Origin of the sequence: Candidatus Colwellia aromaticivorans (genome assembly GCF_003333305.1) — a bacterium.
Classification (GTDB): Bacteria; Pseudomonadota; Gammaproteobacteria; order Enterobacterales; family Alteromonadaceae; genus Colwellia; species Colwellia aromaticivorans.
This window is the reverse complement of the sequence record NZ_QOLD01000054.1, coordinates 13811-39914: the sequence shown is the minus strand read 5'-3', so window position 1 is coordinate 39914 and position 26104 is coordinate 13811. Positions and strand designations below refer to the sequence as shown.

The following is a 26104-nucleotide window of genomic DNA, read 5'->3' as shown; positions in this document are numbered from 1 at the left end:
TTTAGAATAGATGGTTTCACTAAAAAAGAGATTAAGCGCAGTTTTCACCTTGCTGTTCAGAAGAGTTTTCTACTAGTTTTTCAGGTCTACTTATATGATAACCCTGTCCAAAGTCACATCCCACAGAATGAAGCTTTTGCATGACATCTTCACTTTCAATACCTTCGGCCACTAAGCGATAACCAAATTGTTCACCCAGATCATGTAAAGCTTTAACCAATGAAAGGTTTTTGTCATTGTGTTTCAAGGTACTAATAAAAGCACGGTCTAATTTGATAAACTCAAATGGATAACTATGTAAAAAATTAAAAGAAGATACACCTGAGGCATAATCATCTAGCGCTAATTTTACACCTAACTGCTTCAATTTACGTAAACTTTTCAATGCTATTTCAGCATGACGACAAAAAGCTAATTCATTGAACTCTAAAATTAACCTCCGCGGTTCAAATGATTGCTTTTTAATTAAAGTTATTAGTTTATTTAATTGACTAACTTGAGTTAAGTGTCTACCAGAAAGGTTAATGGCAATAAAGGCATGCTGATAATCAGCATCATTGTTCCATAACAATAACTGTCGAGAAACTTCGTCAATAACCCAGTCCTCAATAGCTAAAATGATGCCCGTTTCTTCAGCAAGATATAAGAATTCACTTGGCGTTAATAAACCTCTAGTTGGATGTTCCCAACGTAACAATGCTTCAAAGCCAATAGTTTTAGAACTATGCAAATCAGATATTTTTTGATAGTAAAGTGAGAATTGTTGCTGTTCAATCGCAATTCTCAATTCTTGTTCGAGTGTCATTGTTGCAATGAGTTTTTCACGCATGCTCTCATCAAAAAACACATACCGACCTCGTCCTAAGCTTTTTGCTTGATACATGGCAGCATCTGCATCTCGTAGTATTTCATCGGCATTTTTGTAATGACTGCTACACAGTGCAATCCCTATACTTGCGTTTGAATACAACGTATTACTTTCAATAACAAAAGGCTGTTCTATCGCGCTAATAATTCGGATAGCGACTTCCTCAGTATCATCTGACTTCAACGTATCTAATAAAACAACGAACTCATCGCCGCCTAAACGGGCTAAAACATCGTTGTCTCGTACACATGCACGTAAGCGCTTGGCTATTTCAACAAGAAATAAATCACCCACATGATGTCCCAAAGTATCATTAATAACTTTAAATCGGTCAAGATCAATAAAAAGTACAGAAAATTGTTGGTTAGGGTGACGTTTAATGTGGCGAATAGCATAGCTAAGCCGGTCTGAAAACATGGCACGATTAGGTAACTTGGTCAGAGCATCATGATGAGCGTCAAAATAAAGCTGTTGCTCTGCTTTGCGTCTTTCAGACATCTGCATACGCAAATTCAAATTTTCAGCTTGTAACTCTTGGGTACGTTCAACCACCAAAGCTTCGAGTTCCACACGGTGCTCTTGCTTTAATGCTTCATACTGTGCCTTTTCGTGATCAAGTCGCGTATTGACTAATTGCAACTCTTTCACCAATGACTTTATGTTAGGCCATTCTTGTGACGCACATACCTGTTTCTTTACCTTTAATTCCATTCAAGGGTCCCATATCTTCCAGCTATACTTAAAGTTAACACTAAATTATTTAAGTATAATTTTTATATAATTATTCACCATACCCAGCGTGCAAGTCATTCCGGTTGTGTCTTTGCCTACAGGACGTAGGGTCTAGCTTTGGTCTGGACACCAAAGCTGAAGCCGGAATCTGCCTGTTTTAAACATTAGACTCCCGATTAAAACATCTCGGGAGTGACGATAGGTGAGTAGTTACATTTTTATTAGTATTCTTTTTAAGCAGCTAGTGTAACAAAGTTTGATATTTAGGCTAGCTAAAATAAAAATAGATTATCAAAACAACATCTTCGGGGGATGAATTCAGAAGTATTGCAAAAAACATTTACGTTTTTATAAGGCTCTATTATCTGTTCAGAGTTCAAATTGTTGGCACAAAAAAACCGACCTAAGTCGGCTTTTATAATACGAGACTAAATTAACGTTATAGCACCATAGTATTTTTCAGCTTGTTCAAAGCATTTTTTTCTAATTGTCGAACACGCTCAGCAGAAATTTGATATTTATTAGCTAGCTCTTGCAACGTTGTTTTATCTTCGCTCAACCAACGAGTTTTAATTATATCCTGGCTGCGATCATCTAGCGCAACTAATGCTGTAGATAAACGATTATTCGCATGACTTTCCCAGTCAGCACTTTCTACTTCAATCGCTAAATCTGATTGTTTATCTTCTAAGTACTGCGCCGGTGAAAAATTACTTGCACTTGCATTATCGTCATCATCAGAAGAAAGCTCAAAAGCTTGATCATGGCTACTCATGCGATTTTCCATTTCCAAAACATCTTTGGTACTAACACCTAAAGTTTCGGCAACGCTATTCACTTCATCATTACTAAACCAACCCAAGCGTTTTTTATTCTTACGTAGATTAAAAAACAATTTACGTTGTGCTTTAGTAGTAGCAACTTTTACAATACGCCAGTTTTTCAATACATATTCATGTATCTCTGCTTTGATCCAATGCACTGCAAACGATACCAAACGTACACCCACTTCAGGGTTAAAACGTTTAACGGCTTTCATTAAACCCACATTACCTTCTTGCACCAAGTCAGATTGTGCTAACCCATAACCGGAATAGCCTTTAGCAATATGAATAACAAAACGTAAATGCGACATGATTAGCTGTTGAGCAGCTTGTAAGTCATTCTCATTATAGAGGCTAGTGGCAAGGCTATGCTCTTCTTCAGCCGTTAGCATCGGAATGCTATACGCTGATTGCATGTATGCTTCGATACTACCACTTTTTGGTAAAATAAGTTGCATTGTATTACTCATATATAAAACCTCTTTCCTTAAACTTTTTACTTGTTTTTCGCTCGCTATTCTAACATAAAATGGGTGTTTTAACTACTTATACCCATGATACTTCAAGATGTGCGTTTCAGGGCAGCTGAACGATTCATGATCAAGGCGCATCTTTTTATTAAGGGTCGTTCCCTTAAAAAGAGATGCAACGAAGAACATGATTTGATCAGGGGCCCCTGTAAGGCTGGTTTAGAAACGCTTTATGCTACGTTATTGATTTCGACAATGGAACAACCATTCTCTTCAATCAAAGCCTTGCCTAAAGGCGTTTCTAACTCCAGCTGAATCCGACATATTGAAGTAACATGGGTATACACCACACAGGAGCGCCAAGTGCCGACAAACATTAGCTTAATAGAAAGGGCAAAACAAGATCATCTTTCATTTAATTTGTTAAGATTTGTTAATTCAGTATTATATAATGTTTGAACAAGAGAGAAATTTAGTCTGCATTAGGCTCTATTACTCTAATATGTTTGCGTACCGAAATGTAGCTACCCACTAAACCAAGTAGTACCGCAAAAGCAATAAGCATTAATGCTTCACTAAATGCTAACCCTTGTAATTGAAAGTCACTTTGATATAAATCAGCTAGCTTGCTAATAGCACCCGTTAAATACTGTGCCAATAAACTCACCGCTAACCAAGATAGTAAACCTCCAAAAATACCATACCAAATACCGCTGTAAAGAAATGGTCGTTGAATAAAACTATCGGTTGCGCCAACTAATTTCATTATCGCAATTGCATCTTGCTGGCTTAAAATAGCAAGCCGTATAGTATTACCAACAATAAGTATCACCGATACACACAATAACAAAGCCACACCACTAACGATATTTTTTATTAACTGAGCCATGGCCTCTAAACGTGTAAGCCATTCCAAATCAAGCTTACCTTGTTCGACTTCTCGCTCTTGTTTTAATTTTGCTAACAGTTCATTCGCGGCATCCGCTTGACTAGCGCGCTTTGTTGGCGTGACTAATATAGTAGCAGGCAAAGGGTTATTTGCTAAGTATTCAAGAGACTGACCAAAACCTGAGAGTATTTTAAACTCTTTTAGAGCTTGCTTTGCTGAAATATAATGCACATCACTAACTTCAGGGTATAGCTTAAGCCTTTTTACTAAGTTCTGAGCAGTTTTGTCATTAACTGATAACTTCAAAAATAAAGTTATTTGCGAAGCACTGTCCCATTGCTCACTTACCTGCTGAGCATTTTTAACAAACAAGTGAAGGGTGGCAGGTAAAGCTAAACTAATACCTAAAACAAAGACGGTCATCACGGAAGTAAACGGTGTTCTCCATAAATCACCTAAGCTACCTACTGCTTGTTGAAGGTGCCTAATGGGTAAAGTTAATAACCTTCTCAACAAGCTATCACGCTGACTTAACTGACTAGAATGAAAATTACTCACCCATTGCTCCTTGCGTTGAGGTACCTGATGGAGTTATACCATCGGCACTTAACCCCTCAATGATGCCATCATTAATCATAGTGCCTTCTTTCAATGTGAGCGTGCGATATCTCATGCGAGCAATTAACCCTAAATCATGGGTAGCAATTAATACCGTAACGCCTGCGGCATTGAATTCTTCAAACAAACGAATAATATCTAAGGATAGCTTGGGATCTAGATTTCCGGTTGGCTCATCTGCAAGTAAGATAGGAGGTTTGTTAACAATAGCCCGGGCAATCCCCACTCTTTGTTGTTCACCACCAGAAAGCATATGCGGAAAACATTTGAGCTTAGCGCTTAAATGCACTTTATCTAAAGCCGTCTCAACACGCTTTTTAATTTCTTTATGGCTAACCCCTTCAATAATAAGCGGCAAAGCGACGTTATCAAATACGGTACGATCCTTTAGCAAGTTGTGATTTTGAAATATCATCCCTATACCGCGGCGTACATAAGGAATTTGTTTGTATTTAATTTTAGCAAGCTCAGTACCGTTCACTAAAATACTACCTGAACTTGGCTTTTCCATCATGGATATAAGCTTCAGCAAGGTACTTTTACCAGCACCCGAGTGACCTGTTAAAAATGCCATTTCACCCGCATCAAGAGTAAAATTCACTTGTTTTAGGGCGAGAAAACCACCGGGATAAGTTTTATTAACATCTTTAAAGCTGATCATAATTATTATTTTATTTAGTAATGATTTATTTAAGTCTATTACTCTTTGGTAAACAAAGCACCAATAAAATCATCGACATCAAATGGACGTAAATCATCAATGCCTTCACCAACGCCTAGGTAACGAATAGGAATACTGTGTTTATCAGCAACAGCAAAAACAACACCACCTTTAGCTGTACCATCAAGCTTAGTTAACGTTAAGCCCGTTAAACCAACAGCTTCATTAAATAATTTAGTTTGGCTTAATGCGTTCTGACCAGTGCCAGCATCAAGGGTTAGCATCACCTCATGAGGGGCATCTACGTCAAGCTTCTTCATTACTCGAACAACTTTCTTCAATTCTTCCATTAAATGTGATTTATTTTGTAAACGCCCTGCGGTATCGGCAATTAATATGTCTATTTTGCGCGCTTTTGCGGCACTTATCGCATCAAAAATCACAGAGGCACTATCAGCACCTGTATGTTGAGCTATGACAGGAATATCGTTACGTTCACCCCAAACTTGCAATTGCTCTACCGCAGCAGCTCTAAAGGTATCACCAGCGGCTAGCATTACTGATTTTCCTTCTGCTTGAAATTGCTTTGCTAGTTTACCAATAGTGGTGGTTTTACCGACGCCATTGACGCCCACCATTAGCATAACAAAAGGCCCGTCACTTTCAGGAATCTCTAACGGTTGATTAACATCTTCAATAATTTTTTTCAGCTCAACCTTTAATAACTCATATAATGCTTCAGCATCTTTTAACTGCTTACGACTAGCACCTTGCGTTAGTGAGTTAATAATTTTCGTGGTTGTTTCAACACCAACATCCGCCAGTAATAAATGTGTTTCTAGCTCTTCAAAAAGCTCATCATCAATTTGTTTTCCGCGAAACAAATCAAATAAACCACCGCCTAAATTTTGCCGAGTTTTAGCCAAACCTTGCTTTAAGCGAGCAAAAAAGCCAAGTTTAGCTGCCTTTTCTGGCTTGTCGACTTCCGGTGCTACCTGTACTTCCGGCTCATTTATTTCAACTGTAGGAGCTTCTTGTTCTTTAGGTTGCTCTATAAGAGTAGGCTCTGGTACTATCTCATGAGAAGTAATAGGCTCTGCAATGACAACTGCTTCATCAACAATCGCTTCGCTCTGCTCAGTATCAGCGTTTAATCCCGCCTCTTCCGCAATTTCTTCAACAGCTTGAGAACTCTCTTGTGTTGCTTGCTCTTTCTCATCCTGATCAAAGCCTAACCAGGAAAACATACCCTTTTTTTTCTTCGACACTTTTTTAGACCTTTTGCTATTCGATATAGGTAAATTACGTTATTTGATTGGTATTGAGACCAAAGATACCCATGCCACTTCAAGATGCAGGATTCAGCGAGAATTAAAAGGCTTATAGGCAAGGCATTGATTGAAGAGAATAGTATTCTATTGTCAAAATCAATAACGCGGCATATACGCCTTTTAAACTCGCCCTGCGGGGACAACAGAGAAAGTCATGCTCATCGTTGCCTCTATTATTAAGGGAACAACCATTAATAAAAGAAGCGTCTTGATCAGTAATTTCTCTGTTGTCCTGAAACTCACATCTTGAAGTATCATGGGTATATAGATAAAATCGCCGCTATATTAGCATTTAATAGCGTAGCTGTCAGTGATATGAATCAAGGTAAAAAACAACGTAGTAAAAAAGCAACAACAGGCAGTATTCGCATTATTGCAGGTAAACATAGGGGAAGAAAATTACCTGTGTTAATGGCTGAAGGTTTAAGACCCACCACAGACAGAGTGAAAGAAACGGTATTTAACTGGCTAATGCCCTATATACATGATGTAAATTGTTTAGATTGCTTCGCTGGTGCAGGCAGCTTAGGCTTTGAAGCATTATCTCGCGGCGCAGCGCACATTACCTTAATTGAGCTAAATAAGGCTGCAGCAAAGCAGTTACAAGAAAATAAAGAATTACTTAACGCCGATAATGTCATTGTAACCAACACTAATTCGCTAGATTTTCTTAAATCATCGGCCAAAAAACACTATAATATAGTATTCATTGACCCTCCTTTTAGGGGAGACTTGGTTACACAAACCGCTGAATTATTAAATGATGGTTGGTTAGCCAACCAAGCATTAATTTATGTTGAAATGGAGGTTCAGAGTAACCAACAGCTACCTAACAACTGGCTGTTACTAAAAGAAAAAGTGGCTGGGCAAGTGGCTTATCGCTTATTTCAATATACATACTAAAGTAACGAGTAGAAAATAATATTCAGCGCATTACTCTATTGCAATACCAAGGTTAGACAATCCTTCTGACAACACCATTTCTGTTGCTAATTGACAAGAGCGTTTAGTTTCTGAGGCAATCTTTAAAAAATCAAACAACTCATTTTGTGTCTCTTTTTCCCAAACGATTAACGGGTGCCCATCAATATTTGCAGCTTGAATATCTTCATCGCTCTCATCAATAAGTAATAACTCAACATAGTAATTAACACTATTTAGCGATAAACGGCTGACACTGTTAATGTCTTCATGATCTTTATCAGTGCCATTAGTCTGCATTAGCTGCCATAAAGACATCATAGCCATACACACATCAAGCGCAGGAAAAACACCAAAAGAGTCAAAGGCTTCTGGGTCTGGGGTTTGTTCTTCTAACTTAGTTAACTGAACGTTAATATTAATTTTGATTTTGTTGTTTTTATCTAACCACTGCCATATTAAATCAAGCTGATTGCGTAATAATCCATAACTACCAAATTGGCTGCTTTCACTAAACATTTGATAATTAGGTAACATCCGCTCTAATAAGGCACTAGCAAAAGCAACTTGTTGCCAATGACTTAACTTTGCAAAAGGAAGGTGGATAGCCAAATTTTTTTTCTCATTGAAATATGAATATTGAGCCATTGTAAACTAACTGTATATACCCAAGCTACTTTAAGTTAACTATTTTGAGTTAACTGCTTTTGTGCATATTCAAATTTCAATCGATATTCTGTTAGCTTATGTTCTAATTCACTAATCTTCTCAACAGACTCTTCTTTTTGGATATTATTTTGAGTGATCATCTCGCTATTTTCATCACGTAAGTATTTAATCGTTTCCCTTACTTGATCATTGTCTTTTTCTTGTTTGTCACGGGTAGCATTGAAGCGGTTAAGAATGTTTTCATGTCCTTCTTGAGCTAACGTCACCTGAGACTTTAACGTAGACACTTCTTTTTGGTACAACTTGATATCCGCTTGCTCGGTTATCAAACTATTTGTTAATTCTTGATTTTTTATTTCTAATTGATCAATTTGTTGTTGTGATATTGCTTGCGCTTTCTGCTGTTGTTGTTGCTGTTTATCATTTGCTTGTTTATCTGCTAATTGCTGCTGCGTTATTTGTGACTGTTCCGTATTTAGTTGCTTGATCGCTTGTTTAAAATCTTGAACTTCTTTTATTTTCTGCTTAATTTTCTCATCAAGAGCGACTAACTGTGCTTGTTGGTCAGCAACTATTTTTTGTTGGTTTTCTTCAGCTAATTGAGATTTTTGAAATTGCTCGGTAAGTTGAGATACTTTTTTCTCTGACTCTTGCTTTAGGCTGGCTGTTTGCTGCTGGTGTTTTGCTTGCGTTTGCTCTAAATCACTTACTGAAGTATTTAACTGTTTTGTTAGCTCTTTAATTTGACTCTTTTGTTCAGCCAAACTGTTTAGTTGTAACTCATCTGTTTCTTTCCAACTTGCTGCTGCTTTTTCTAACTTGTTATCACTATTATTACGCAGTTGTTCTACAGTATTTAAACGCTCAGTTAAACTTTGCTCTTGTTCTGCAAATGCCACTAATCTTTCATTTAACGCCTCGATTTCTTGTTGCTGCTCCAATAATTCTTTTTCATTAGACGCTATTTGGCTTTGTGATTGCTGATTTTGCGCATTAGCTTGCGTTTGTTCTTGATGCAATTGCTCTTTTTGTGCAGAAAGCTCCTGCTTTAAAACTTCAATAGTTTGACCTGACTTTTCCGTTTTTTCACTCAGTTCAGTTTTTAAACGTTGCTCTTGCTCTGCAAATACCGCTAAACTTTCATTCAGCGCCTCGATTTCTTGTTGCTGCTCCAATAATTCTTTTTCATTAGACGCTATTTGGCTTTGTGATTGTTGATTATGTGCATTAGCTTGCGTTTGCTCTTGGTGTAGTTGATCTTTTTTTGCCGAAAGCGCTTGTTCTAAATTTTTAATCGTTTGATTTACGTTAGTTGTTTGCCCACTAAGCTCTGCTTTTAACCTTTGCTCTTGCTCTGCAAATACCGCTAAACTTTCATTCAGCGCCTCGATTTCTTGTTGCTGCTTCAATAATGCTTTTTCATTAGACGCTATTTGGCTTTGTGATTGTTGATTATGCGCATTAGCTTGCGTTTGTTCTTGGAGTAATTGATCTTTTTGTGTAGAAAGCGCTTGTTCTAAATTTTTAATCGTTTGATTTAAATCGGTTTGTTGTCCGCTAAGAGCTGATTTTAAACTTTTATGCTCACTAGATAACTTTTCTTGCTCTTGCGTTAATGTAGATTTGAGCTGAGTATTTTCATATTCTAAACGTTCAATAGTTTCGGTAAAGTTAATATTGTTTTGCGTCAATTCAACTTGATAATTTAACTCATTACCTTCTTGCTTATCTATTTCATCCGCTAACTGTTGTTTAATGTCGACATTCTCCTGCGATAACTGAGCAAGTTTTGTCGCTGAATCCGCATCATGTGCTTTTAATGCCGCGGCACTATTCGCTTGTTTACTTCGTTCATCGTTTAGCTGTTCTTTTAACGCACTTGTATTTTGTTCTAATTGATGGATTTGTTCACAGAGATTTTTACTTTTTTCAGCCAACTCATTTTGACTGGTTTGATAATTATTTTGCAACGCAAGGTAAGCAGGATCTTGCTCCACGTTGATTTTTTTAGTCGGTGCTTTTGGCGTAACTGTGCATATAAGCTGAGTTAACTTCTCTTCTATTTGAATATAAACTTCACTTGCTAGGCTTTGTATTTTCTCTTCTACTTCCTTGGAAAGCTTATCTTTCTCAGCCATCATATTTCCACTATAAATAACGATTACGATTAAATTAGCACAAGAAAGCGCACACCGAAATAAACAATTACTATTATTTTTATTTAAAACGAAAAAAGGAGCAAAAGCTCCTTTTTTTTACTGAGGCATATTCTTCAAAAACTAACTTTCATTTGCCGCTTTATCAACAATAGGAGCAATCTGCACGCCTGTTACTTTAATTTCTGACGATTGGTTGCGCAATTGCGCTAAACGGTTCATTTGACTTATAGAACCTAACATTGAATAGATAGGAACAAATAAACCTCGCTTGTGGAAATCAAGCACTTTATCATCAGATAATTCTTTCACTTTCTCTTCATTGATAGTGAAAATACCCACTAGTTTTTTCTTTTCTCCAGTACTTAAAGCTATATTTAACTCAAGCTCTTGCAATAAATCATTTTCTTGTAATTCATTAATGAATTTTTCAGTCATTCTTTCATTGTCATATAAACGACCCAATGCTTGTTGCACGTTAACCAAAACTTCAGATTCTTTACCATCATCTTCAAACAAGGGTAAATCTTGTTCTTCGCCGACAAACCCGCTATCTAAATCAACACAAGCAATTAAGGTATTTTCTTTTTCAGGATCTATACCTAAAGAGAAAGGTACCATTGAAATACTTTGCGGTATTGAAATAGCAGTCCATTTATCATCTTGATAAAACAAGTTTTCACCTGCCTCTAAACCTAACATTGCAACACTACGGTAACGCTCTGAATCTGGGTTTTTAACCAGAACGATAGGAAAACTTGCTGATGCTTGGGCGAATTCGGCAGCTGTTACCGGAATAATGTGTTGTCCTGCAACGTGGGATAAATCACGTGCTTTAGCAAGTTTCAAATTTTGATGTTGTTCTTTTCTGATTGGAACGATATTCGCCATGATTTATTCTCTTTTATTGGTACTTCTATTCATACTTTACTTGAATATAAAGACACATTTTTTATAATTATGTAATCTATTAATTACTACGTACGTTTTTACGTGTAGGTTAGTTAACCTGAGCTCGGTTTAATAAATACTTCTCTAGCAGCTATTTTCACTAACTTCTGCGTTAAATTCACTTACAATAGACTAGCTATTGACGCGTAAATTTGCCTTGAAATAAGTAAAACTATCAAGCTAGAGGCGTTGTGACTATTTAAGGTGTGTATTTCAATAAATTAAACATCTCTTAAACAGAGTTCAGGTTAGTTATGGAGACACCTGTTTTCGCTTTCAATGCTAAACTTAAAAATAATTAAAATTAATGTACCCCTTGTATTATAGTGAGCTTCCTCAATGAAAATAAAAATATTTATTGGTTTCATACTATTAACTGTTGTCACAACAGCTCATGCCTCACCTAAATTTTTGGTGAAGCATCATCGTAACGCCAGAAATTTAGCTGAAATTCAAATTATTAATCAATCAATAGATAAATTAATTTGTTATGTCGCTATAGATGGTCATAAAATTTACTTTCGTTTACCCGCTAGGCAACCATCAAAATGGTATGTAGCAACTGATGAAGGTTTTAATCATGCTAATTTTAGTACCTGGTGTGACTACCTATCATTACACCCTAAATATCAGAAAAATTAAATTATAAATAAACAAGGAAAATTAATATTAATGAATGCAACCGATGTAAATCAATTTGTAAAGTCCTGACGATTCAAACCGTATTTTTTTAACTTTGACGCCAATGTCGTCGGTTTTAAAGCTAATAACTCAGCCGCTCCGTTATCACCATAAACTTTCCCTTTACAATATTTTAAAGCCTTTTCCACATTAGTTTTTTCAAGTGATTTTTGTTCTTCTACCCTCATTAACTGTGGAGCTATTGTAGGGGTAAATGATTCATTATTAAATACAGATTCTCTCGCCAAAAAACCGAAATTTATTTTATTGTTCTTTGCTAAGGTTATCTGACATTCACTTCATGAATCGCTCTAGCAAAGGCTACGTCTGCGCCTTCAGTGCACTAGTATTAAAATAAAATACTGCACACCTTTTTCATTCAGGTGACACCAGAATTTATCGTTTAACTGGTCAACAATTAGAGCAATTAACAAAAGATCACCGTCGAGTTGTTTCTGCCGGTGTTAGTTATTTAACACGTGCTTTAGGGATTGAGCAAACTTTTGATATTTTACCATATGCTTGTTCCTTGAAGCACAGGAGAAAACTCTTTTAACTCAGCTGTCATCTCCATAAAAGCTGGCAGGTAAACACTTTGTTCAATATTAACTTCAACAATACGTTCAGCGCCATTAAATCCGGCTCTCGCTTCTTCATCCCATAAAACATGTGCTTGTCCTGCAACAAAGACCGCATTGCCTGTTGAAAAATCAGGAAAAAACAAGCCTACTCGGCTATCTGATTCAATGTTACCTAAGGTGTTAAAAAAACCATTTCCCTTAAAATCTGGAAATTTCAATCGATTGTTTTCTACTTTAACAAATCCTGGTTTGCCGCCACGGTGTGATGCATCAATGCCACTACGTTTATCTTTATCAAAGTATTTAGTGCGTGATGCAATAAAAAAAGTATCTGCCTCTTCTATTAACGCTATTGCGTTAGCATCTATTGCTGTTACTAATTTTTCATCTAGGGAATGTGGTAATGATTGTGAGTGAGATGCCCAAATTAATTCTCGTTTTTGAATATATTTAGGGCAATTACCAAAACTTTGCTCTACTTGAATGGAAAAACTTTCGCCGCTAATCGTTTGAATAACCCCATTGACTCTATTTCGTCTTCTTGTTGATAGTTGTATACCCAGCATCCCAATTTTTTGCCCTGTTATAAATTCAAGAGCAAGAGTTTTTATTAAGCGAGGTAAACCTCTAAACTGTAAAGTGGTATCGTTTGTCGATTGAATAAATCCAGCTCTGCCAAACAAAGGAATTGGCCAAGGGTATCCTTTGGAATCAGTAACACCTAAAACCACAAAAGGTAATTCACTGTAAAACTTTCTATGTTGTTCAGGCATTACTGCCCGAATTAAACCTTCGCTATAGTGGGCAACTGACTCTGCAATACCTAACCGTTCTTGCACGGCAATTTCTGCCAAATGAAATTGTGACTGATTAGTTTGAGTCATTGTGTCACCAGTGGGTTTTTAGTGTGGATAAAACTATATACTTTCAGGTGAACGCGCCATACCTATAAATTTAGGCAGTGCTTCTATTCTAGCTAACCATGCACGAATTGCAGGGTAAGGCTGTAAACTTACACCGCCTTCTGGTACATGTGAAACATAACTGTAGCCAGCCACATCGGCCAAAGTGATGTTGTTACTTGCTAAGTAATCACGTTCTGCTAACAACGGTTCAAGCACAGAAAAAAGCGCATCTGTTTTTTGCTTCGCAACGTCCCAATCTAAATCAACACCAAAAACTTTCACTAAACGAACAGCACAAGGGCCATAAGCAATTTCACCTGCAGCCACTGATAACCAGCGTTGTACTTCTGCATATTCTGTAGGCTCTTGAGGGAACCACTCATAACCGTCATTATATTTTTTTTCTAAATACGTAATGATGGCGTTGGAATCCGATAATATGAAGCCGTTGTCGTCAATAGCAGGGACTTGGCCAAATGGACTAATTTTTAAATACTCTGGGGCTTTATGAGCACCGTTAACCAAATCAATATCAATAGTTTCATACGGAATATCAAGTAATGCCAGCATAAGCTCTACTCGATGACAGTGCCCTGAAATAGGATGACGATAAAGTTTAATAGGTGTGTTGTTTTTTGAGAATTTAGCATTCATTTTGAGTTCCTAATGTGTTGTAAAAATAAATAATAATTTATGTTTAACCTAGTTAAATGTAACTTGAATAGTAACTATGCGACAGCCACTATATTTACTGTAGTAGATCAACCCCTTTATCAATAAAAGCTAAGGTATATATCCGTTACATAATTTATGCCTTGGTAAAACTGTTGGATTAACTATAATCATGTTACCAGTGGAAATAATTAACTAATTATGAAATTAATTATTACGATATTTATAACAATAAAAATAAGGCTGAAAAATTGGATAAACTTGATGCGATGAAAGTATTTGTGGAGGTCGCCAAACAGCAAAGTTTTATTAGGGCTAGCAAACAGTTAAATTTATCAGCTCCTGCGGTAACAAGATTTGTCGCCAGTCTTGAAACTTCGCTTGGTGTTAAGCTTTTTAATCGTACCACTCGGCATGTACGTTTAACTGAATCAGGCGAACATTTTCTAACTGATTCAAAGCGTATTTTAGACGATATTGTGGAAGCGGAGGCTGCGGCAACAGGGATTTATTCAAAGCCTAAAGGAACATTAACTATCACCGCTCCTGTGCTGTTTGGAGAAAAGCACGTGTTGCCTATTATTACTGAATACCTAGAACTTAATCAGGAAGTAACGGTTAAAACTCTTTTCTCGGATCGTGTAACTAGTCTTGTTGAAGAAGAATTAGATATTGCTATTCGAATAGGCCATTTGAAAGATTCAAACCTTTATGCAACTCATGTTGGTAATGTTCATCGTATTGTTTGTAGCTCACCAAGTTATTTTAAAAAATACGGTAAGCCAATCTACCCTTCAGATTTACGTGATCATAATATTGTTTTTCCAACAACCTTTGAAACATCCCCTGTTTGGCATTTTATCAATAATGGCGAAAAAGAAGCTGTGAAATTAAATCCTAGATTACATTGCAATCAAACTAATTCGGCTCTACAAGCAGCAATTCAGGGGTTTGGTATCACTCGATTGATGTCTTACCAAGTAGGGGAAGAATTAGAAAAAGGAACATTACAAAGTATATTGACGGGTTATGAAGAAAAACCTTTGCCCGTTAATATTATACGTATAGAAGGACGACGATCTAATGCTAAAATTCGCTCATTCTTGGATTTAGCGACAAAATGTTTGAAAGCTAATCCATTTATTCATACTAAGTAACCACACGTATAGAAAATGAAAAACAGGCTTAATACCAATCCGATTAATTAATGGTTCAAATTTTAATGAGGATAAATTTTCAAGAACAAGACGCTTGATTGAGCAATAGCTGGCTATTGGGATTGAAAGCAACGATGTTATTAGATATTTAGACCATTTAAAAAGATCACTTAGTTAGTCTGATTGGTATAACTTAAGGATTGGTTACTAGGGCGATATACCAGAACTATTCTACTAAATATAGAATAGCTCAAGTTTCACAATCAATATTTTCAGAGAGCCTTTCTATTCCACTGTGACTGACTTCGCTAAATTTCGTGGTTGATCAACATCAGTACCTTTAATTATCGCTACATAATAAGAAAGTAGCTGTAATGGTAGGGTGTAAACAATGGGTGCTATGATGTCATCACACACAGGCACATCAATCACTTTCATGGTGTCATCACTAGCGAAGTTAGCATCACTATCAGCAAAAACATACATTAAGCCACCACGAGCACGTACTTCTTCTACGTTAGATTTAAGTTTTTCGATTAAATCATTTTTTGGTGCCACAACAATGACTGGCATTTCAGCATCTATAAGCGCTAATGGTCCATGTTTAAGCTCACCCGCAGCATAGGCTTCAGCATGAATATAAGAAATTTCTTTCAGCTTGAGCGCGCCTTCCATTGCGATAGGGTATTGGTCACCACGACCTAAAAATAGTGCATGATTTTTATCGGCAAAATCTTCGGCTAAATCTTCAATTGAAGAAGCAAGTGCTAACACTTCATCAAGTTTGGATGGCAACGACATTAGTGATTGAGTAATTTCGACCTGTTTCTCATCAGACATGCCATGATGCTGACCAATGGCTACGGTCATCATTAATAAACCAACAAGCTGAGTAGTGAATGCTTTGGTTGATGCTACGCCAATTTCAGCGCCCGCTTTAGTCATAAAGGCAAGATCAGATTCACGTACTAACGATGAACCCGGTACATTACAAATAACTAAACTAGATTGATAGCCAATCTCTTTCGCTAAACGCAAAGCAGCTAAGGTATCTGCTGTTTCCCCTGATTGCGAAATGGTAACCAATAAAGAGTTTTTCGGTACAAAAGATTTTCGGTATCTAAACTCACTGGCAATTTCAATATTACAAGAAACGCCGGCAAGTTCTTCTAACCAGTATCTTGCAACCATGCCTGAGTGGTAACTCGTACCACAGGCAATAATTTGTACATGCTCTACATTTTTAAATATCTCATCAGCGCCTTCGCCAAACGTATTGATATCTAGCATGCCACCCACTAAACGACCTTCTAATGAATTACGGATAGCGGTAGGTTGCTCATAAGTTTCTTTTAACATGTAGTGACGGTATTCACCTTTGTCGCCACTATCGTGTGAAACGTTTGCTTCTTTCGCTTCACGCTCAACTGGCTCGCCATTGGTATCAAAGATACTGACGTTAAATCGACTGATTTGTGCAACATCACCTTCTTCAAGGTAAGAGAACTTACGTGTTACAGGTAGTAACGCCATAATATCTGACGCAATAAAGTTTTCACCTAAGCCGTAACCAATAACTAATGGGCTACCTGAACGAGCAACAATAATACTGTCTTTATCACGACTATCCATGACAACCGCACCGTAAGCACCTTCAAGCTGCTTAACAGTTTTTTGTACTGCCGATAATAAGCTATCACTGGTTTTTAGTTCATGATGAACTAGGTGTGTAATAACTTCGGTATCGGTTTGCGATAGAAACTCATAACCTAAACCCTGTAGCTGACTACGTAAGGTTTGATGATTTTCGATAATACCATTATGTACAACCGCAATAGTATCATTAGAAATATGAGGGTGAGCATTCACTTCGCTTGGCACACCATGTGTTGCCCAACGTGTGTGTGCTATTCCTGTGCCACCACTTAAGGGGGTTTCTTGCAAAGCTTGCGCTAATTCTTGTACTTTACCTAAACGCTTAGCACTCGCTAACTGGTGATTTTGATCTACTGTTGCAATACCTGCTGAGTCATAACCACGATATTCTAAACGTCTTAATCCTTCGACTAAAATCTCTGCTACGTCACGTTGTGCTACCGCACCAACTATGCCACACATATCTTATTTCCTTTTCTCTTTTTTAAACCACTTTGGCACATATTAAATTTACGCCTTGAGCGATTAACTGTGTTCTTACTGATTGATCTAAATCATCATCAGTAATGAGGGTGTGTATTTGTTGCCAAGTTAACTCTAAGTTAGGTATTTTTTTTGTTATTTTTTCTGATTCAACCATAACAATAACTTCTCGAGCCACTTCCGCCATAACTCGACTTAAGCCAGTTAATTCATTGAAAGTGGTGGTACCTCGTTCAATATCAATACCGTCTGCGCCGATAAATAATTGATCAAAATCATACGAGCGTAATACTTGTTCAGCGACCTGACCTTGAAAAGCTTCTGAATTTGCATCCCAAGTACCACCAGTCATCAATAAGGTAGGTTCATTTTCAAGGGCATGAATTTCATTGGCTATACTTAATGCATTGGTCATCACAACTAAGCCCTTTTTACTCTCTAACTCACTCACTAAGGCCGAAGTCGTTTGACCACTATCAATGATAATTCGATTATGGTCACGAACTAAAGTAGCTGCATATTTAGCGATGGTTTTCTTTTGTTTTGAAAGTTTTGCATATTTAGGCTCTGTGATCTCACATGGCAACGCTATAGCACCACCATAACGTCTAAGTAATAAGCCGCTGTTTTCTAATGCTGCTAAATCTTTACGAATAGACACTTCACTTATATCAAATTGCTTCGCTAAGCTATCTACGCTTACTTCACCACTCAAATTAAGATCGGTAATAATGTGATGACGGCGTTGTTGGGTGTTTCTTTTTGACATGATTTTTGAATAAATCTTCGATGAACTTTCATTTTGAATGCCATTATGTTTCAAAACGAAAGTTAAAGCAATAAAGCTATAACTTACTTAGTTATAATTTAAAATATTTAAGGTCTTTTTAAAATATTAAAAATCGATCCATGTAAACAATTTAATACACTTTTATGCCTGTTCTTATTAGCCGCAAGCACAACTTTAGTGTCTACTCCCCCGCAGATATAAGAGTTTTCCCACAAATTGAAAAACAATAACGGTAATATAAAATTTTTCACCATCAACTAAGTAAACTACCGAGCTAGATAAAATTGAATACACTTAATTTAATTTTATCTATCATTATTTTTTAATCGGTCGTGGCCAATTCTTAATATTACGTTGTTTACCACGCCCTACCGCTAGCTCGTCTTTTTCAACATTTTTAGCAATAACAGAGCCTGCGCCTATTGTTGCACAATCGCCAATAAAGACAGGCGCAACTAATGAACTGTTTGAACCAATAAACACATTATCATTAATAATTGTTTGCGACTTATTAACACCGTCATAGTTACACGTAATTGTACCTGCACCCACATTAACATTTTTGCCTATAAGCGCATCGCCAAGGTATGTTAAGTGCCCTGCTTTGCTTCCTTCACCAAGGGTAGTTTTTTTCATTTCAACAAAGTTCCCTACGTGAGAATCTTTATTCATAACACTGCCTGGACGAATACGGGCAAACGGGCCAGCCGAACAATTTTCACCAATAGTTGCGTCTTCAATAATGCTATTAGGTTTAATTTCAACATTGTTGCTAATAGAGCAATTTTTAAGAATGCAGTTAGCACCAATTTTTACGTTATTTGCTAAGGTTACCGACCCTTCAAAAATACAATTAATATCAATACTCACTTCACTGCCAATAATTAAAGAGCCACGAATATCAATTCGGGCTGGATCGCGTAAACTAGCACCAGCTATCATTAACTCTTCAGCTAAACGAGCTTGATAAGCACGTTCAAGTGCCGCTAGTTGTACGCGATTATTAGCGCCCTCCACTTCAATTTCAGTTTCAGGGTGAGCAGTAGCAATAACTTTTCCTTCACTATGAGCCGCGGCGATAATATCTGTAAGGTAATATTCTCCCTGAGCATTGTCATTAGAAAGACCACTTAGCCAACGCTTTAAATCGCCACCATTGGCATATAAAATACCGGTGTTAGCTTCATTAATTAATAGCTGCTCTGGTTTAGCATCTTTTTGTTCAATAATACCAACTACTTGTCCATCCGTTCGCACTATTCGACCATAGCCAGTAGGGTTAGCCAAATAAACAGTTAATAGTGACATGCCGTTTTCAGGTTTAACTTGAAGTAAGTTTTCTAATGTTGATACTTTAGTTAATGGCACATCACCATAAAGCACTAAAACATCTTCATCATCTTTTAAAAATGGCGATGCTTGGTCAACGGCGTGACCAGTGCCCAGTTGTTCTCTTTGCTCAATAAAAGTTAGATCATCACCCGTATTTTTTGTGGTAATTGTCGCTTTAAGCACTTCACCACCAAAACCATAAACAACATAAATATTTACGGCTCCTAACTGACGTGCGCTATCAATAACATGAGAAACCATTGGTTTATCAGCAATAGCATGTAGTACTTTAGGTAAAGAAGAGCGCATGCGAGTACCTTTACCCGCAGCAAGGATGACAACAGAGAGCGACATAGAAAGTCCATTCAATTAAGCGTATTTATTATGCTTGTTATTGTAACCAAGTTTTATTTTGCTGAATAGAGGAATAATAAAGTATTGATGACTTCAGGCACTCGTAATCACAATTGTTGCCTGATATTCATTAACTATTTAACAGATATTGATGGTTGATGGTTGATGGTTGATGGTCAATTAGCTGCTGTAAAATAAATTTAATTGTAGATTTAAGCCGCTTAATTTAGAGAAAGCGGTTTTTTTTGAGGGAACTATTTATTTACTATTTTCCACTACATCATCAGTACAATCTGTTGGCCAGAATTTATAACCTTGCACTGTTGCCTGTGCTGCAGCGCACCAGCATCCCAACCTTATTCCTTAAAGCGACGTAATGCCTCAGCATCTTGATAAGCATATACAAAAGCCACTTTTTTAAAACCCACACCTAACGATGCAAAACGATAGAAACTTGAACTACCACCCTCTTTTAAAACACAAACACCGCCACCAGAAGAAGCAGCCAGTAAGTAACTATCACTGCCAGTGCAAACCAAGTAGCCTAAACTACTCGAAGCTTTTGCTTTCGATGCTGGGTGATCCTCATAAATTTGCTGTAAAGCATCATCAGTTTCACTGATTGCATTTGCTTTTTTTGCTGCGGGTGTATCACCCGTAGCACAACCTGCTAACAAACTGGTATCCAAGCGGCTAAGGCTAATTTTTCCCCTTATTTAATCCTTTCTTTTGTTAAAAAGTGTTATTTTTAATGGACCGACTAAACCTAGCAGTTTTGTTCTAAAAAAACTGTTTTTTTGCTTTATGCACACCCAATTAACTTTCTACGCGAAACGTATAAACTGACGCTTGATTGCACGCGCTTTTATTCGGTAATTTTATATAAAAAGTTGTACCGTACGAAACACTAGTATGAAAATAAAGTTCTCCTGCTAATTCTTTTATAATTAAAAAAGCCAAATATACACCGATACCTGTCCCTGTTGCATTGTTAGCGGTCACAAACAATTGATCAAAATTATCAATAAATTCATCAGGAATAACACTGACGTTGTGAATTTTTATTAAAAAGAAATCATTAATAACATCAGATGTAACAGATATTTTTGAACCACGCGGTGCTGCTTCAATAACATTACGATATAAACTAGTAAACATAACGATAGTGTTGGACTTTATTCACATACTTGAGTACCTATGGAAAGCAGCTTGGTGCTTCTTTGATAAAGGTGATGAAGCCTTCGAAGCATGGATCAGTAAATATGCAGTCAAGCTATTGAAAGGTGGCTGTAGCCAGGTAGCCAAAGGTTTCGTCAGAGTGCGACTAAACGCAAACTAACGAAGCGAGATGCCGTCGACAGTTGTGCTAAGTACTTGCTGAATAATAACAAAAGTCTGAAGTATGATGAGGCCTTGGTTGCAGGTTCCCCTATAGCCATCGGTATTATTGAAGGAGCCTGTCGCCACCTAATTAATGATAGATTAGATATAACAGGAGCTCGTTGGGGGCTGAAAGGAGCAGAGGCATTACTTAAGCTGAGATCGTTAAAATCAAGCGGTGATTTTGATGAGTACTGGGACTTCCATAAACAGCAATCGAAAAAGCGTCTGTATACAATCAATTCACTCGAGGTAGCTTAGTAATAGGTCGTCGTTTTAAAAGAACTACACCATATCAAATTGCATTATCTACCACCATATAGCCACAATTTAAACCCAATAGAGCGGCTTTGGAAAGTAATGAATGCGCATGTAAGAAATGGAACATATTTTGCGTCGGCGAAATAGTTTCGACAGAAAATCAACGAGTTTTTTGTTAAAACACTACCAGACATAGCTGAAACGTTGGACAGTTGGATTAATGACAATTTTCAAGCACTGACGCCTGCATATTGAAGAGTTATGGTTATAAATGCTCGTCGTTACGGCTTTAATATGGGTATTGATATAGCTTAAAGGGCCAGAAGATACTGTTTTCTATATTCAAGCTGGCTCTGCTTGGTGAGATTAATTAATATCAAGTGTATTAACACAGATATAAAAAAGAGCTTAGTAAGCTCTTTTATCTTTTACAATAGCTAACCAAAGACTAATGGTCTTTCAGGAATCTATAGTTACCTTTTATCGCTGCTTTGTATTGTTCACAAAGCTCACCTAGCGGCGCTTCAATTTTTAACATACCATATTCTTGATGAGCTTTACGTTTAACACGATCCCAGCTAATCCCTTCAATAGTCATATAACCTTCAGAAAAAGCTTTTAACTTTGATAACTCTTTAAATTTTTCAGCGTCTATTGCTTTACCACAATCTCGGTCTAAGTAAATCAATTTACTGGCCGCTTCTGCAAGTAAGGATTCAACTTCACCTTTTTCGGCTTTAGTTAGTGACTCAGCAGCAAATGCTGCGCTGCTTAATAATAATAAAGGTAAAATTAAACGTTTCATCTATTACTCTTCCTATTTAAATATTTTTAGCTTGTTATATTGGTATCCATGGTTAGGATTTTCGCTAGTAATTCAAGTATCGCTCTGTTCTAAGCTAACGCTATATCGAGCCTTGTAATAAATTTTGGTTAATAAGACTAAGTCAGAGCTTATACCAATTGAATTAATGAATGTACCACTTAGCGAAAATTAAAAGGCTTAGAGGCAAGGCATTGATTGAAGATAAGGGTTATTCCCTTGTCAAAATGAATAAAATATAGAATCACTATGTTTAACTCATTTTGTTTGTTCTAAGCTCACTACGTAACTCTAAGTTGGTCGATTCATTATTTCAATTGGCATTTCTTGTATATTTAGCATAACAGGTTTATCTACAAAAGTATTCGTACTTTATTAAAAGGCTTTATGTACTAAAATCATATTTAACATTAACATAACTAACTTGTTAACATAGGTAACCTTTCTATAGTTATCTCATCTATTTTTACTGTATATATAACGTGTAAGGAAGTAAACCATGTCACATTCATCAAATAAAACCTTAATTTTATTACTTTCAAGCTTGGCATTTTAAACTGTTAACGCCCGACAGTTTGTTTTTCCTTAAAATGGACAAACAGCAGATCAACAACAAAAAGCCGAATACAGTTGTCATACATGGGCAGTAGATCAATCAGCTGTAGATCCCACACAACCACAAGTCGCAGCAACCCCACTGTCACAATGATTACAACTGCTCCAGTGGCACAAGACCCTAAACGTGGTTCTGGTATGCGTGGCGCTATTGGTTGCGCACCAAAATATGCCGCTGTTGGTGCTATTGCAGGTAGAAGACAAACTAGTAGAGCTGTACCAGAGCAGCCGGCTGCTTCTCAAGCCGCTGCACAGCAACAAGCATCTCAAGCTCAAAGCTATCAAACGAACAACTGACTAACTACAATAAAGCGCGTAACGTTTGTTTAGAAGCATAAGGTTATAGCGTTAGCGAATAATAGACTACATCACACAAATAAAAATGCCCTGTTACAGTAGTAACAGGGCATTTAAATTAATTCACTAAAACTTTTTATAGAGCGATTAACATATCGCCTACACGTTAGCTTTTCTTAGTAGACGCTTGAATAACACGTAATTGTGCAACTGCACGTGCTAATTCAGCAGCAACAGCGGCATAATCAACATCTCCGCCATGAGCGTTCATGTTTTCTTCTGCACGTTGTTTTGCTTCTAGCGCTGCTTGTTCATCCAAGTCATCTGCACGACAAGCTACATCAGCGAGTACGATAATTTGATTTGGTTGAACTTCTAACATACCACCCGAAAGATATATAACTTCTTCGCTATTATCTTCTTTAGTGATTAATGCCATACCAGGTTTTAGTGAGGTCAATAAAGGTGCATGACCAGGCATAATACCTAACTCACCTTCACTACCTGTGATCTGTAATGATTTAATGCTGCCTGAAAACAAGCTTTCTTGTGCACTAACAACATTTAGATTAACAGTAAATAATGCCATTTGACTCGACCTCTAATAATGTAAGTATCTAAACCAAAGCTTAGATACTTACTAGATGATTACATCTTACTCGCTTTCTCTACGGCTTCTTCAATAGAACCAACCATGTAGAATGCTTGCTCAGGCATGTCATCATAATCACCAGCTATAATGCCTTTAAAGCCAGCTATGGTGTCTTTTAATGATACATATTTACCTGGAGAACCTGTAAATACTTCAGCAACGAAGAACGGCTGAGATAAGAAACGCTGTATTTTACGTGCACGGAATACAGTTTGCTTATCTTCTTCAGATAACTCATCCATACCTAAGATGGCGATGATATCTTTAAGTTCTTTGTATCGTTGTAATAACGTTTGTACACCACGAGCAGTTTCATAATGTTCAGTACCAACCACTAATGGGTCTAACTGACGTGAAGTTGAATCTAGTGGGTCAATCGCAGGGTAAATACCTTGCGAAGCAATATCACGACTTAATACAACAGTTGCATCTAAATGCGCAAAAGTAGTTGCAGGGCTAGGGTCAGTTAAATCATCTGCAGGTACATATACTGCTTGAATTGAAGTGATTGAACCTTTCTTAGTTGAAGTAATACGCTCTTGTAATACACCCATTTCTTCAGCAAGTGTTGGTTGATAACCAACCGCTGATGGCATACGGCCAAGTAGTGCTGAAACTTCAGTTCCCGCAAGAGTATAACGGTAAATGTTATCTACGAAGAATAAAACGTCACGACCTTCGTCACGGAATTTTTCAGCCATAGTCAAACCAGTAAAGGCAACACGTAAACGGTTTCCTGGAGGCTCGTTCATTTGACCGTACACTAACGATACTTTATCAAGTACATTAGAGTCGTTCATTTCGTGATAGAAATCGTTACCTTCACGTGTACGCTCACCAACACCAGCGAATACTGAATAGCCGCTATGCTCGATTGCGATGTTACGGATAAGTTCCATCATGTTTACTGTTTTACCAACACCAGCACCACCGAAAAGACCAACTTTACCACCCTTAGCGAATGGACAAACTAAATCGATTACTTTGATACCAGTTTCTAGCAATTCGCTAGACATTGCTTGTTCTGCGTAAGCAGGCGCTTCACGATGAATAGACCAACGAGCTTTTTCGCCGATAGGGCCAGCTTCATCAATTGGCTCACCAAGTACGTTCATGATGCGACCTAAAGTCTCAACACCAACGGGAACTTGGATACCTTCACCTGTATTTACTACATTCAGGCCACGACGCAAACCGTCTGAGGAACCCATTGCGATAGTACGTACAACGCCGCCACCAAGCTGCTGTTGAACTTCAAGTACTAAACCTTCAAGGTTACCTTCGGTTACTTTTACTGCGTCATATACCTGAGGTACGGCATCTTGTGGAAATTCAACATCCACAACTGCGCCAATTATTTGGACGACTTTACCTGTACTCATGTTTATTCCTCTTAATTTAAGTTAGCCAAGCATTGCTTAAGCTAACTTTTCGTTAAATTACGAAAATTGTTATCAGACTAATTCGTTACAGAATTATTCTGCTTACCCTACCGCAGCTGCACCAGCAACAATTTCACCCAATTCTTGAGTAATCGCTGCTTGACGCGCTTTGTTATATACCAATTGTAGGTCGTCGATTAAATCACCCGCATTATCAGTTGCAGCTTTCATTGCAACCATACGCGCTGCTTGTTCACAAGCAATATTCTCAACAACACCTTGGTATACTTGAGATTCAATATAACGAACTAACAGCTTATCTAACAAAGCGTTAGCGTCTGGTTCGTAGATATAATCCCAACGATGACTAATTTCTTCGTCATCTGATTTAGGTAAAGGTAACAATTGATCAATTGTCGCTTCTTGCGTCATGGTATTAACAAATTTGTTATACACAACGTATAGCCTATCAATTTCACCGTTATCATAAGCTTTAAGCATTACCGCTACACTACCAACTAAGTCAGTTAGTGAAGGAGCATCACCTAAGCCCGATATTTGTGCAGATACTGTAGCACCCATGTTATTGAAAAATGATGTGGCTTTTGAGCCAATTACACCAAATTCAACTTCAGCACCTGATGCTTGCTTTTGTGAAGCATCAGCAAGTACTTTCTTAAATAAATTAATATTTAAACCACCACACAAACCACGGTCACTTGAGACGACAATGTAGCCAACACGCTTAGCTTCACGTTCTTCCAAATAGGAATGACGATATTCTAAGTTACCAAGCGCGATATGACCGATCACATTTCGTATATTTGTCGCATATGGACGAGAGGCTGCCATGCCCTCTTGCGCTTTGCGCATCTTGCTAGCGGCAACCATTTCCATAGCGCTTGTGATCTTTTGAGTATTTTTAACACTCGCAATCTTGGTTTTTATTTCTTTACCAACGGCCATGACTCTTCTCCAAAAAGGTTACTTAAT

At 37.3% G+C, this 26104-nt stretch carries 25 protein-coding genes and 2 pseudogenes; 7 read left to right on the top strand and 20 right to left on the bottom strand.

Features of this window, described 5'->3' with window-relative positions; all coding sequences use genetic code 11:
- Positions 1 to 31: 31 nt before the first annotated feature.
- Together DWA31_RS08270 and rpoH are read right to left on the bottom strand one after the other, a co-directional pair.
- Positions 32 to 1579 (bottom strand): putative bifunctional diguanylate cyclase/phosphodiesterase, encoded by a 1548-nt coding sequence (locus tag DWA31_RS08270; RefSeq protein WP_114326127.1) that lies wholly within the window; start codon positions 1577 to 1579, stop codon positions 32 to 34.
- Positions 1580 to 2039: 460 nt separating this feature from the next.
- Complete coding sequence (gene rpoH, locus DWA31_RS08265; protein ID WP_114326126.1) at positions 2040 to 2894, bottom strand: RNA polymerase sigma factor RpoH; 855 nt, start codon at positions 2892 to 2894, stop codon at positions 2040 to 2042.
- A gap of 192 nt (positions 2895 to 3086) precedes the next feature.
- On the opposite strand from rpoH, the gene DWA31_RS17695 reads away from it, so the two are divergent.
- Positions 3087 to 3209 carry a hypothetical protein gene (locus tag DWA31_RS17695; protein WP_281268624.1) on the top strand — a complete coding sequence of 41 codons (123 nt, stop codon included), beginning with the start codon at positions 3087 to 3089 and terminating at the stop codon, positions 3207 to 3209.
- 157 nt (positions 3210 to 3366) lie between these two features.
- Here the strand turns inward: DWA31_RS17695 and ftsX are convergent, their stop codons facing one another.
- From ftsX to ftsY, 3 genes are read right to left on the bottom strand one after another with little or no spacing between them, the layout of a single operon-like run.
- The gene (gene ftsX, locus DWA31_RS08255) at positions 3367 to 4341 is read right to left on the bottom strand and encodes a permease-like cell division protein FtsX (protein ID WP_114326125.1); all 975 of its coding nucleotides are present in this window, start codon (positions 4339 to 4341) and stop codon (positions 3367 to 3369) included.
- A complete protein-coding gene (ftsE, locus tag DWA31_RS08250) occupies positions 4334 to 5062 on the bottom strand; it encodes a cell division ATP-binding protein FtsE (RefSeq protein ID WP_114326124.1) in 729 nt (242 codons plus the stop codon). The genes ftsX and ftsE overlap by 8 nt, the downstream gene beginning before the upstream one ends.
- Before the next feature lie 38 nt (positions 5063 to 5100).
- Positions 5101 to 6309, bottom strand: a complete 1209-nt coding sequence (ftsY, locus tag DWA31_RS08245) for a signal recognition particle-docking protein FtsY (protein ID WP_114326123.1) — start codon at positions 6307 to 6309, stop codon at positions 5101 to 5103.
- A gap of 399 nt (positions 6310 to 6708) precedes the next feature.
- Between ftsY and rsmD the strand changes: the two genes are divergently transcribed.
- The gene (gene rsmD, locus DWA31_RS08235) at positions 6709 to 7296 is read left to right on the top strand and encodes a 16S rRNA (guanine(966)-N(2))-methyltransferase RsmD (protein ID WP_114326150.1); all 588 of its coding nucleotides are present in this window, start codon (positions 6709 to 6711) and stop codon (positions 7294 to 7296) included.
- Between the two features lie 30 nt (positions 7297 to 7326).
- Here the strand turns inward: rsmD and DWA31_RS08230 are convergent, their stop codons facing one another.
- The 3 genes from DWA31_RS08230 to DWA31_RS08220 form a co-directional block, all read right to left on the bottom strand.
- The gene (locus DWA31_RS08230; RefSeq protein WP_245942554.1) at positions 7327 to 7962 is read right to left on the bottom strand and encodes a DUF416 family protein; all 636 of its coding nucleotides are present in this window, start codon (positions 7960 to 7962) and stop codon (positions 7327 to 7329) included.
- A 35-nt stretch (positions 7963 to 7997) separates the two neighbouring features.
- Positions 7998 to 10121 (bottom strand): coiled-coil domain-containing protein, encoded by a 2124-nt coding sequence (locus DWA31_RS08225; RefSeq protein ID WP_114326122.1) that lies wholly within the window; start codon positions 10119 to 10121, stop codon positions 7998 to 8000.
- 141 nt (positions 10122 to 10262) lie between these two features.
- The gene (locus DWA31_RS08220; RefSeq protein WP_114326121.1) at positions 10263 to 11030 is read right to left on the bottom strand and encodes a SapC family protein; all 768 of its coding nucleotides are present in this window, start codon (positions 11028 to 11030) and stop codon (positions 10263 to 10265) included.
- Between the two features lie 399 nt (positions 11031 to 11429).
- On the opposite strand from DWA31_RS08220, the gene DWA31_RS08215 reads away from it, so the two are divergent.
- A complete protein-coding gene (locus tag DWA31_RS08215; protein ID WP_114326120.1) occupies positions 11430 to 11732 on the top strand; it encodes a hypothetical protein in 303 nt (100 codons plus the stop codon).
- 50 nt (positions 11733 to 11782) lie between these two features.
- On the opposite strand, the gene DWA31_RS08210 is transcribed toward DWA31_RS08215, so the two are convergent.
- The 3 genes from DWA31_RS08210 to DWA31_RS08195 form a co-directional block, all read right to left on the bottom strand.
- Positions 11783 to 12019 carry a hypothetical protein gene (locus tag DWA31_RS08210; RefSeq protein WP_114326119.1) on the bottom strand — a complete coding sequence of 79 codons (237 nt, stop codon included), beginning with the start codon at positions 12017 to 12019 and terminating at the stop codon, positions 11783 to 11785.
- 263 nt (positions 12020 to 12282) lie between these two features.
- A complete protein-coding gene (locus tag DWA31_RS08200) occupies positions 12283 to 13236 on the bottom strand; it encodes a pyridoxamine 5'-phosphate oxidase family protein (RefSeq protein WP_114326118.1) in 954 nt (317 codons plus the stop codon).
- 33 nt (positions 13237 to 13269) lie between these two features.
- Positions 13270 to 13911: a glutathione S-transferase family protein gene (locus DWA31_RS08195; RefSeq protein ID WP_114326117.1), complete on the bottom strand. Its 642-nt coding sequence runs from the start codon at positions 13909 to 13911 to the stop codon at positions 13270 to 13272.
- A gap of 269 nt (positions 13912 to 14180) precedes the next feature.
- On the opposite strand from DWA31_RS08195, the gene DWA31_RS08190 reads away from it, so the two are divergent.
- A complete protein-coding gene (locus DWA31_RS08190; RefSeq protein ID WP_114326116.1) occupies positions 14181 to 15086 on the top strand; it encodes a LysR family transcriptional regulator in 906 nt (301 codons plus the stop codon).
- A gap of 285 nt (positions 15087 to 15371) precedes the next feature.
- On the opposite strand, the gene glmS is transcribed toward DWA31_RS08190, so the two are convergent.
- The 5 genes from glmS to DWA31_RS08160 form a co-directional block, all read right to left on the bottom strand.
- Entirely contained in the window at positions 15372 to 17204 is a 1833-nt protein-coding gene (gene glmS, locus DWA31_RS08180) for a glutamine--fructose-6-phosphate transaminase (isomerizing) (protein ID WP_114326114.1), read from the bottom strand.
- 22 nt (positions 17205 to 17226) lie between these two features.
- Positions 17227 to 17994, bottom strand: a complete 768-nt coding sequence (locus tag DWA31_RS08175) for a DeoR/GlpR family DNA-binding transcription regulator (RefSeq protein ID WP_114326113.1) — start codon at positions 17992 to 17994, stop codon at positions 17227 to 17229.
- A 336-nt stretch (positions 17995 to 18330) separates the two neighbouring features.
- On the bottom strand, positions 18331 to 19701 hold the full coding sequence (gene glmU / locus DWA31_RS08170; protein ID WP_114326112.1) for a bifunctional UDP-N-acetylglucosamine diphosphorylase/glucosamine-1-phosphate N-acetyltransferase GlmU: 1371 nt from the start codon (positions 19699 to 19701) through the stop codon (positions 18331 to 18333).
- Between the two features lie 356 nt (positions 19702 to 20057).
- On the bottom strand, positions 20058 to 20378 hold the full coding sequence (locus DWA31_RS08165; protein ID WP_342766953.1) for a lipid-binding SYLF domain-containing protein: 321 nt from the start codon (positions 20376 to 20378) through the stop codon (positions 20058 to 20060).
- A 139-nt stretch (positions 20379 to 20517) separates the two neighbouring features.
- Entirely contained in the window at positions 20518 to 20859 is a 342-nt protein-coding gene (locus tag DWA31_RS08160) for an ATP-binding protein (RefSeq protein ID WP_114326111.1), read from the bottom strand.
- On the opposite strand from DWA31_RS08160, the pseudogene DWA31_RS17490 reads away from it, so the two are divergent.
- Together DWA31_RS17490 and DWA31_RS17485 are read left to right on the top strand one after the other, a co-directional pair.
- A pseudogene (locus tag DWA31_RS17490) lies at positions 20852 to 21342 on the top strand (ISKra4 family transposase); the annotation flags it as partial. The gene DWA31_RS08160 and the pseudogene DWA31_RS17490 overlap by 8 nt on opposite strands.
- Before the next feature lie 30 nt (positions 21343 to 21372).
- A pseudogene (locus tag DWA31_RS17485) lies at positions 21373 to 21597 on the top strand (transposase); the annotation flags it as partial.
- Between the two features lie 193 nt (positions 21598 to 21790).
- On the opposite strand, the gene DWA31_RS08145 reads toward DWA31_RS17485, so the two are convergent.
- Positions 21791 to 22147, bottom strand: coding sequence for a hypothetical protein (locus DWA31_RS08145; protein ID WP_114326108.1), 357 nt, complete (start codon positions 22145 to 22147; stop codon positions 21791 to 21793).
- Between the two features lie 723 nt (positions 22148 to 22870).
- Here DWA31_RS08145 and DWA31_RS08140 point away from each other — a divergent pair.
- The gene (locus DWA31_RS08140) at positions 22871 to 23077 is read left to right on the top strand and encodes a hypothetical protein (protein WP_114326107.1); all 207 of its coding nucleotides are present in this window, start codon (positions 22871 to 22873) and stop codon (positions 23075 to 23077) included.
- Between the two features lie 166 nt (positions 23078 to 23243).
- On the opposite strand, the gene DWA31_RS08135 is transcribed toward DWA31_RS08140, so the two are convergent.
- From DWA31_RS08135 to atpG, 3 genes are all read right to left on the bottom strand, one after another.
- Positions 23244 to 23666: a F0F1 ATP synthase subunit epsilon gene (locus DWA31_RS08135; protein WP_114326106.1), complete on the bottom strand. Its 423-nt coding sequence runs from the start codon at positions 23664 to 23666 to the stop codon at positions 23244 to 23246.
- Positions 23667 to 23725: 59 nt separating this feature from the next.
- Positions 23726 to 25111, bottom strand: a complete 1386-nt coding sequence (gene atpD / locus DWA31_RS08130) for a F0F1 ATP synthase subunit beta (protein ID WP_114326105.1) — start codon at positions 25109 to 25111, stop codon at positions 23726 to 23728.
- A gap of 102 nt (positions 25112 to 25213) precedes the next feature.
- Positions 25214 to 26077, bottom strand: a complete 864-nt coding sequence (atpG, locus tag DWA31_RS08125) for a F0F1 ATP synthase subunit gamma (protein WP_114326104.1) — start codon at positions 26075 to 26077, stop codon at positions 25214 to 25216.
- Between the last annotated feature and the right edge of the window lie 27 nt (positions 26078 to 26104).

Excerpts from the sequence above, each read along its gene's own strand:
- DWA31_RS08270 (WP_114326127.1), bottom strand. The coding sequence starts at position 1,579 with ATGGAATTAAAGGTAAAGAAACAGGTATGTGCGTCACAAGAATGGCCT.
- rpoH (WP_114326126.1), bottom strand. The coding sequence starts at position 2,894 with ATGAGTAATACAATGCAACTTATTTTACCAAAAAGTGGTAGTATCGAA.
- ftsE (WP_114326124.1), bottom strand. The coding sequence starts at position 5,062 with ATGATCAGCTTTAAAGATGTTAATAAAACTTATCCCGGTGGTTTTCTC.
- ftsY (WP_114326123.1), bottom strand. The coding sequence starts at position 6,309 with ATGTTTTCCTGGTTAGGCTTTGATCAGGATGAGAAAGAGCAAGCAACA.
- rsmD (WP_114326150.1), top strand. The coding sequence starts at position 6,709 with ATGAATCAAGGTAAAAAACAACGTAGTAAAAAAGCAACAACAGGCAGT.
- DWA31_RS08230 (WP_245942554.1), bottom strand. The coding sequence starts at position 7,962 with ATGGCTCAATATTCATATTTCAATGAGAAAAAAAATTTGGCTATCCAC.
- DWA31_RS08225 (WP_114326122.1), bottom strand. The coding sequence starts at position 10,121 with ATGGCTGAGAAAGATAAGCTTTCCAAGGAAGTAGAAGAGAAAATACAA.
- DWA31_RS08220 (WP_114326121.1), bottom strand. The coding sequence starts at position 11,030 with ATGGCGAATATCGTTCCAATCAGAAAAGAACAACATCAAAATTTGAAA.
- DWA31_RS08215 (WP_114326120.1), top strand. The coding sequence starts at position 11,430 with ATGAAAATAAAAATATTTATTGGTTTCATACTATTAACTGTTGTCACA.
- DWA31_RS08200 (WP_114326118.1), bottom strand. The coding sequence starts at position 13,236 with ATGACTCAAACTAATCAGTCACAATTTCATTTGGCAGAAATTGCCGTG.
- DWA31_RS08195 (WP_114326117.1), bottom strand. The coding sequence starts at position 13,911 with ATGAATGCTAAATTCTCAAAAAACAACACACCTATTAAACTTTATCGT.
- glmS (WP_114326114.1), bottom strand. The coding sequence starts at position 17,204 with ATGTGTGGCATAGTTGGTGCGGTAGCACAACGTGACGTAGCAGAGATT.
- DWA31_RS08175 (WP_114326113.1), bottom strand. The coding sequence starts at position 17,994 with ATGTCAAAAAGAAACACCCAACAACGCCGTCATCACATTATTACCGAT.
- glmU (WP_114326112.1), bottom strand. The coding sequence starts at position 19,701 with ATGTCGCTCTCTGTTGTCATCCTTGCTGCGGGTAAAGGTACTCGCATG.
- DWA31_RS08160 (WP_114326111.1), bottom strand. The coding sequence starts at position 20,859 with ATGTTTACTAGTTTATATCGTAATGTTATTGAAGCAGCACCGCGTGGT.
- DWA31_RS08145 (WP_114326108.1), bottom strand. The coding sequence starts at position 22,147 with ATGAAACGTTTAATTTTACCTTTATTATTATTAAGCAGCGCAGCATTT.
- DWA31_RS08140 (WP_114326107.1), top strand. The coding sequence starts at position 22,871 with ATGATTACAACTGCTCCAGTGGCACAAGACCCTAAACGTGGTTCTGGT.
- DWA31_RS08135 (WP_114326106.1), bottom strand. The coding sequence starts at position 23,666 with ATGGCATTATTTACTGTTAATCTAAATGTTGTTAGTGCACAAGAAAGC.
- atpD (WP_114326105.1), bottom strand. The coding sequence starts at position 25,111 with ATGAGTACAGGTAAAGTCGTCCAAATAATTGGCGCAGTTGTGGATGTT.
- atpG (WP_114326104.1), bottom strand. The coding sequence starts at position 26,077 with ATGGCCGTTGGTAAAGAAATAAAAACCAAGATTGCGAGTGTTAAAAAT.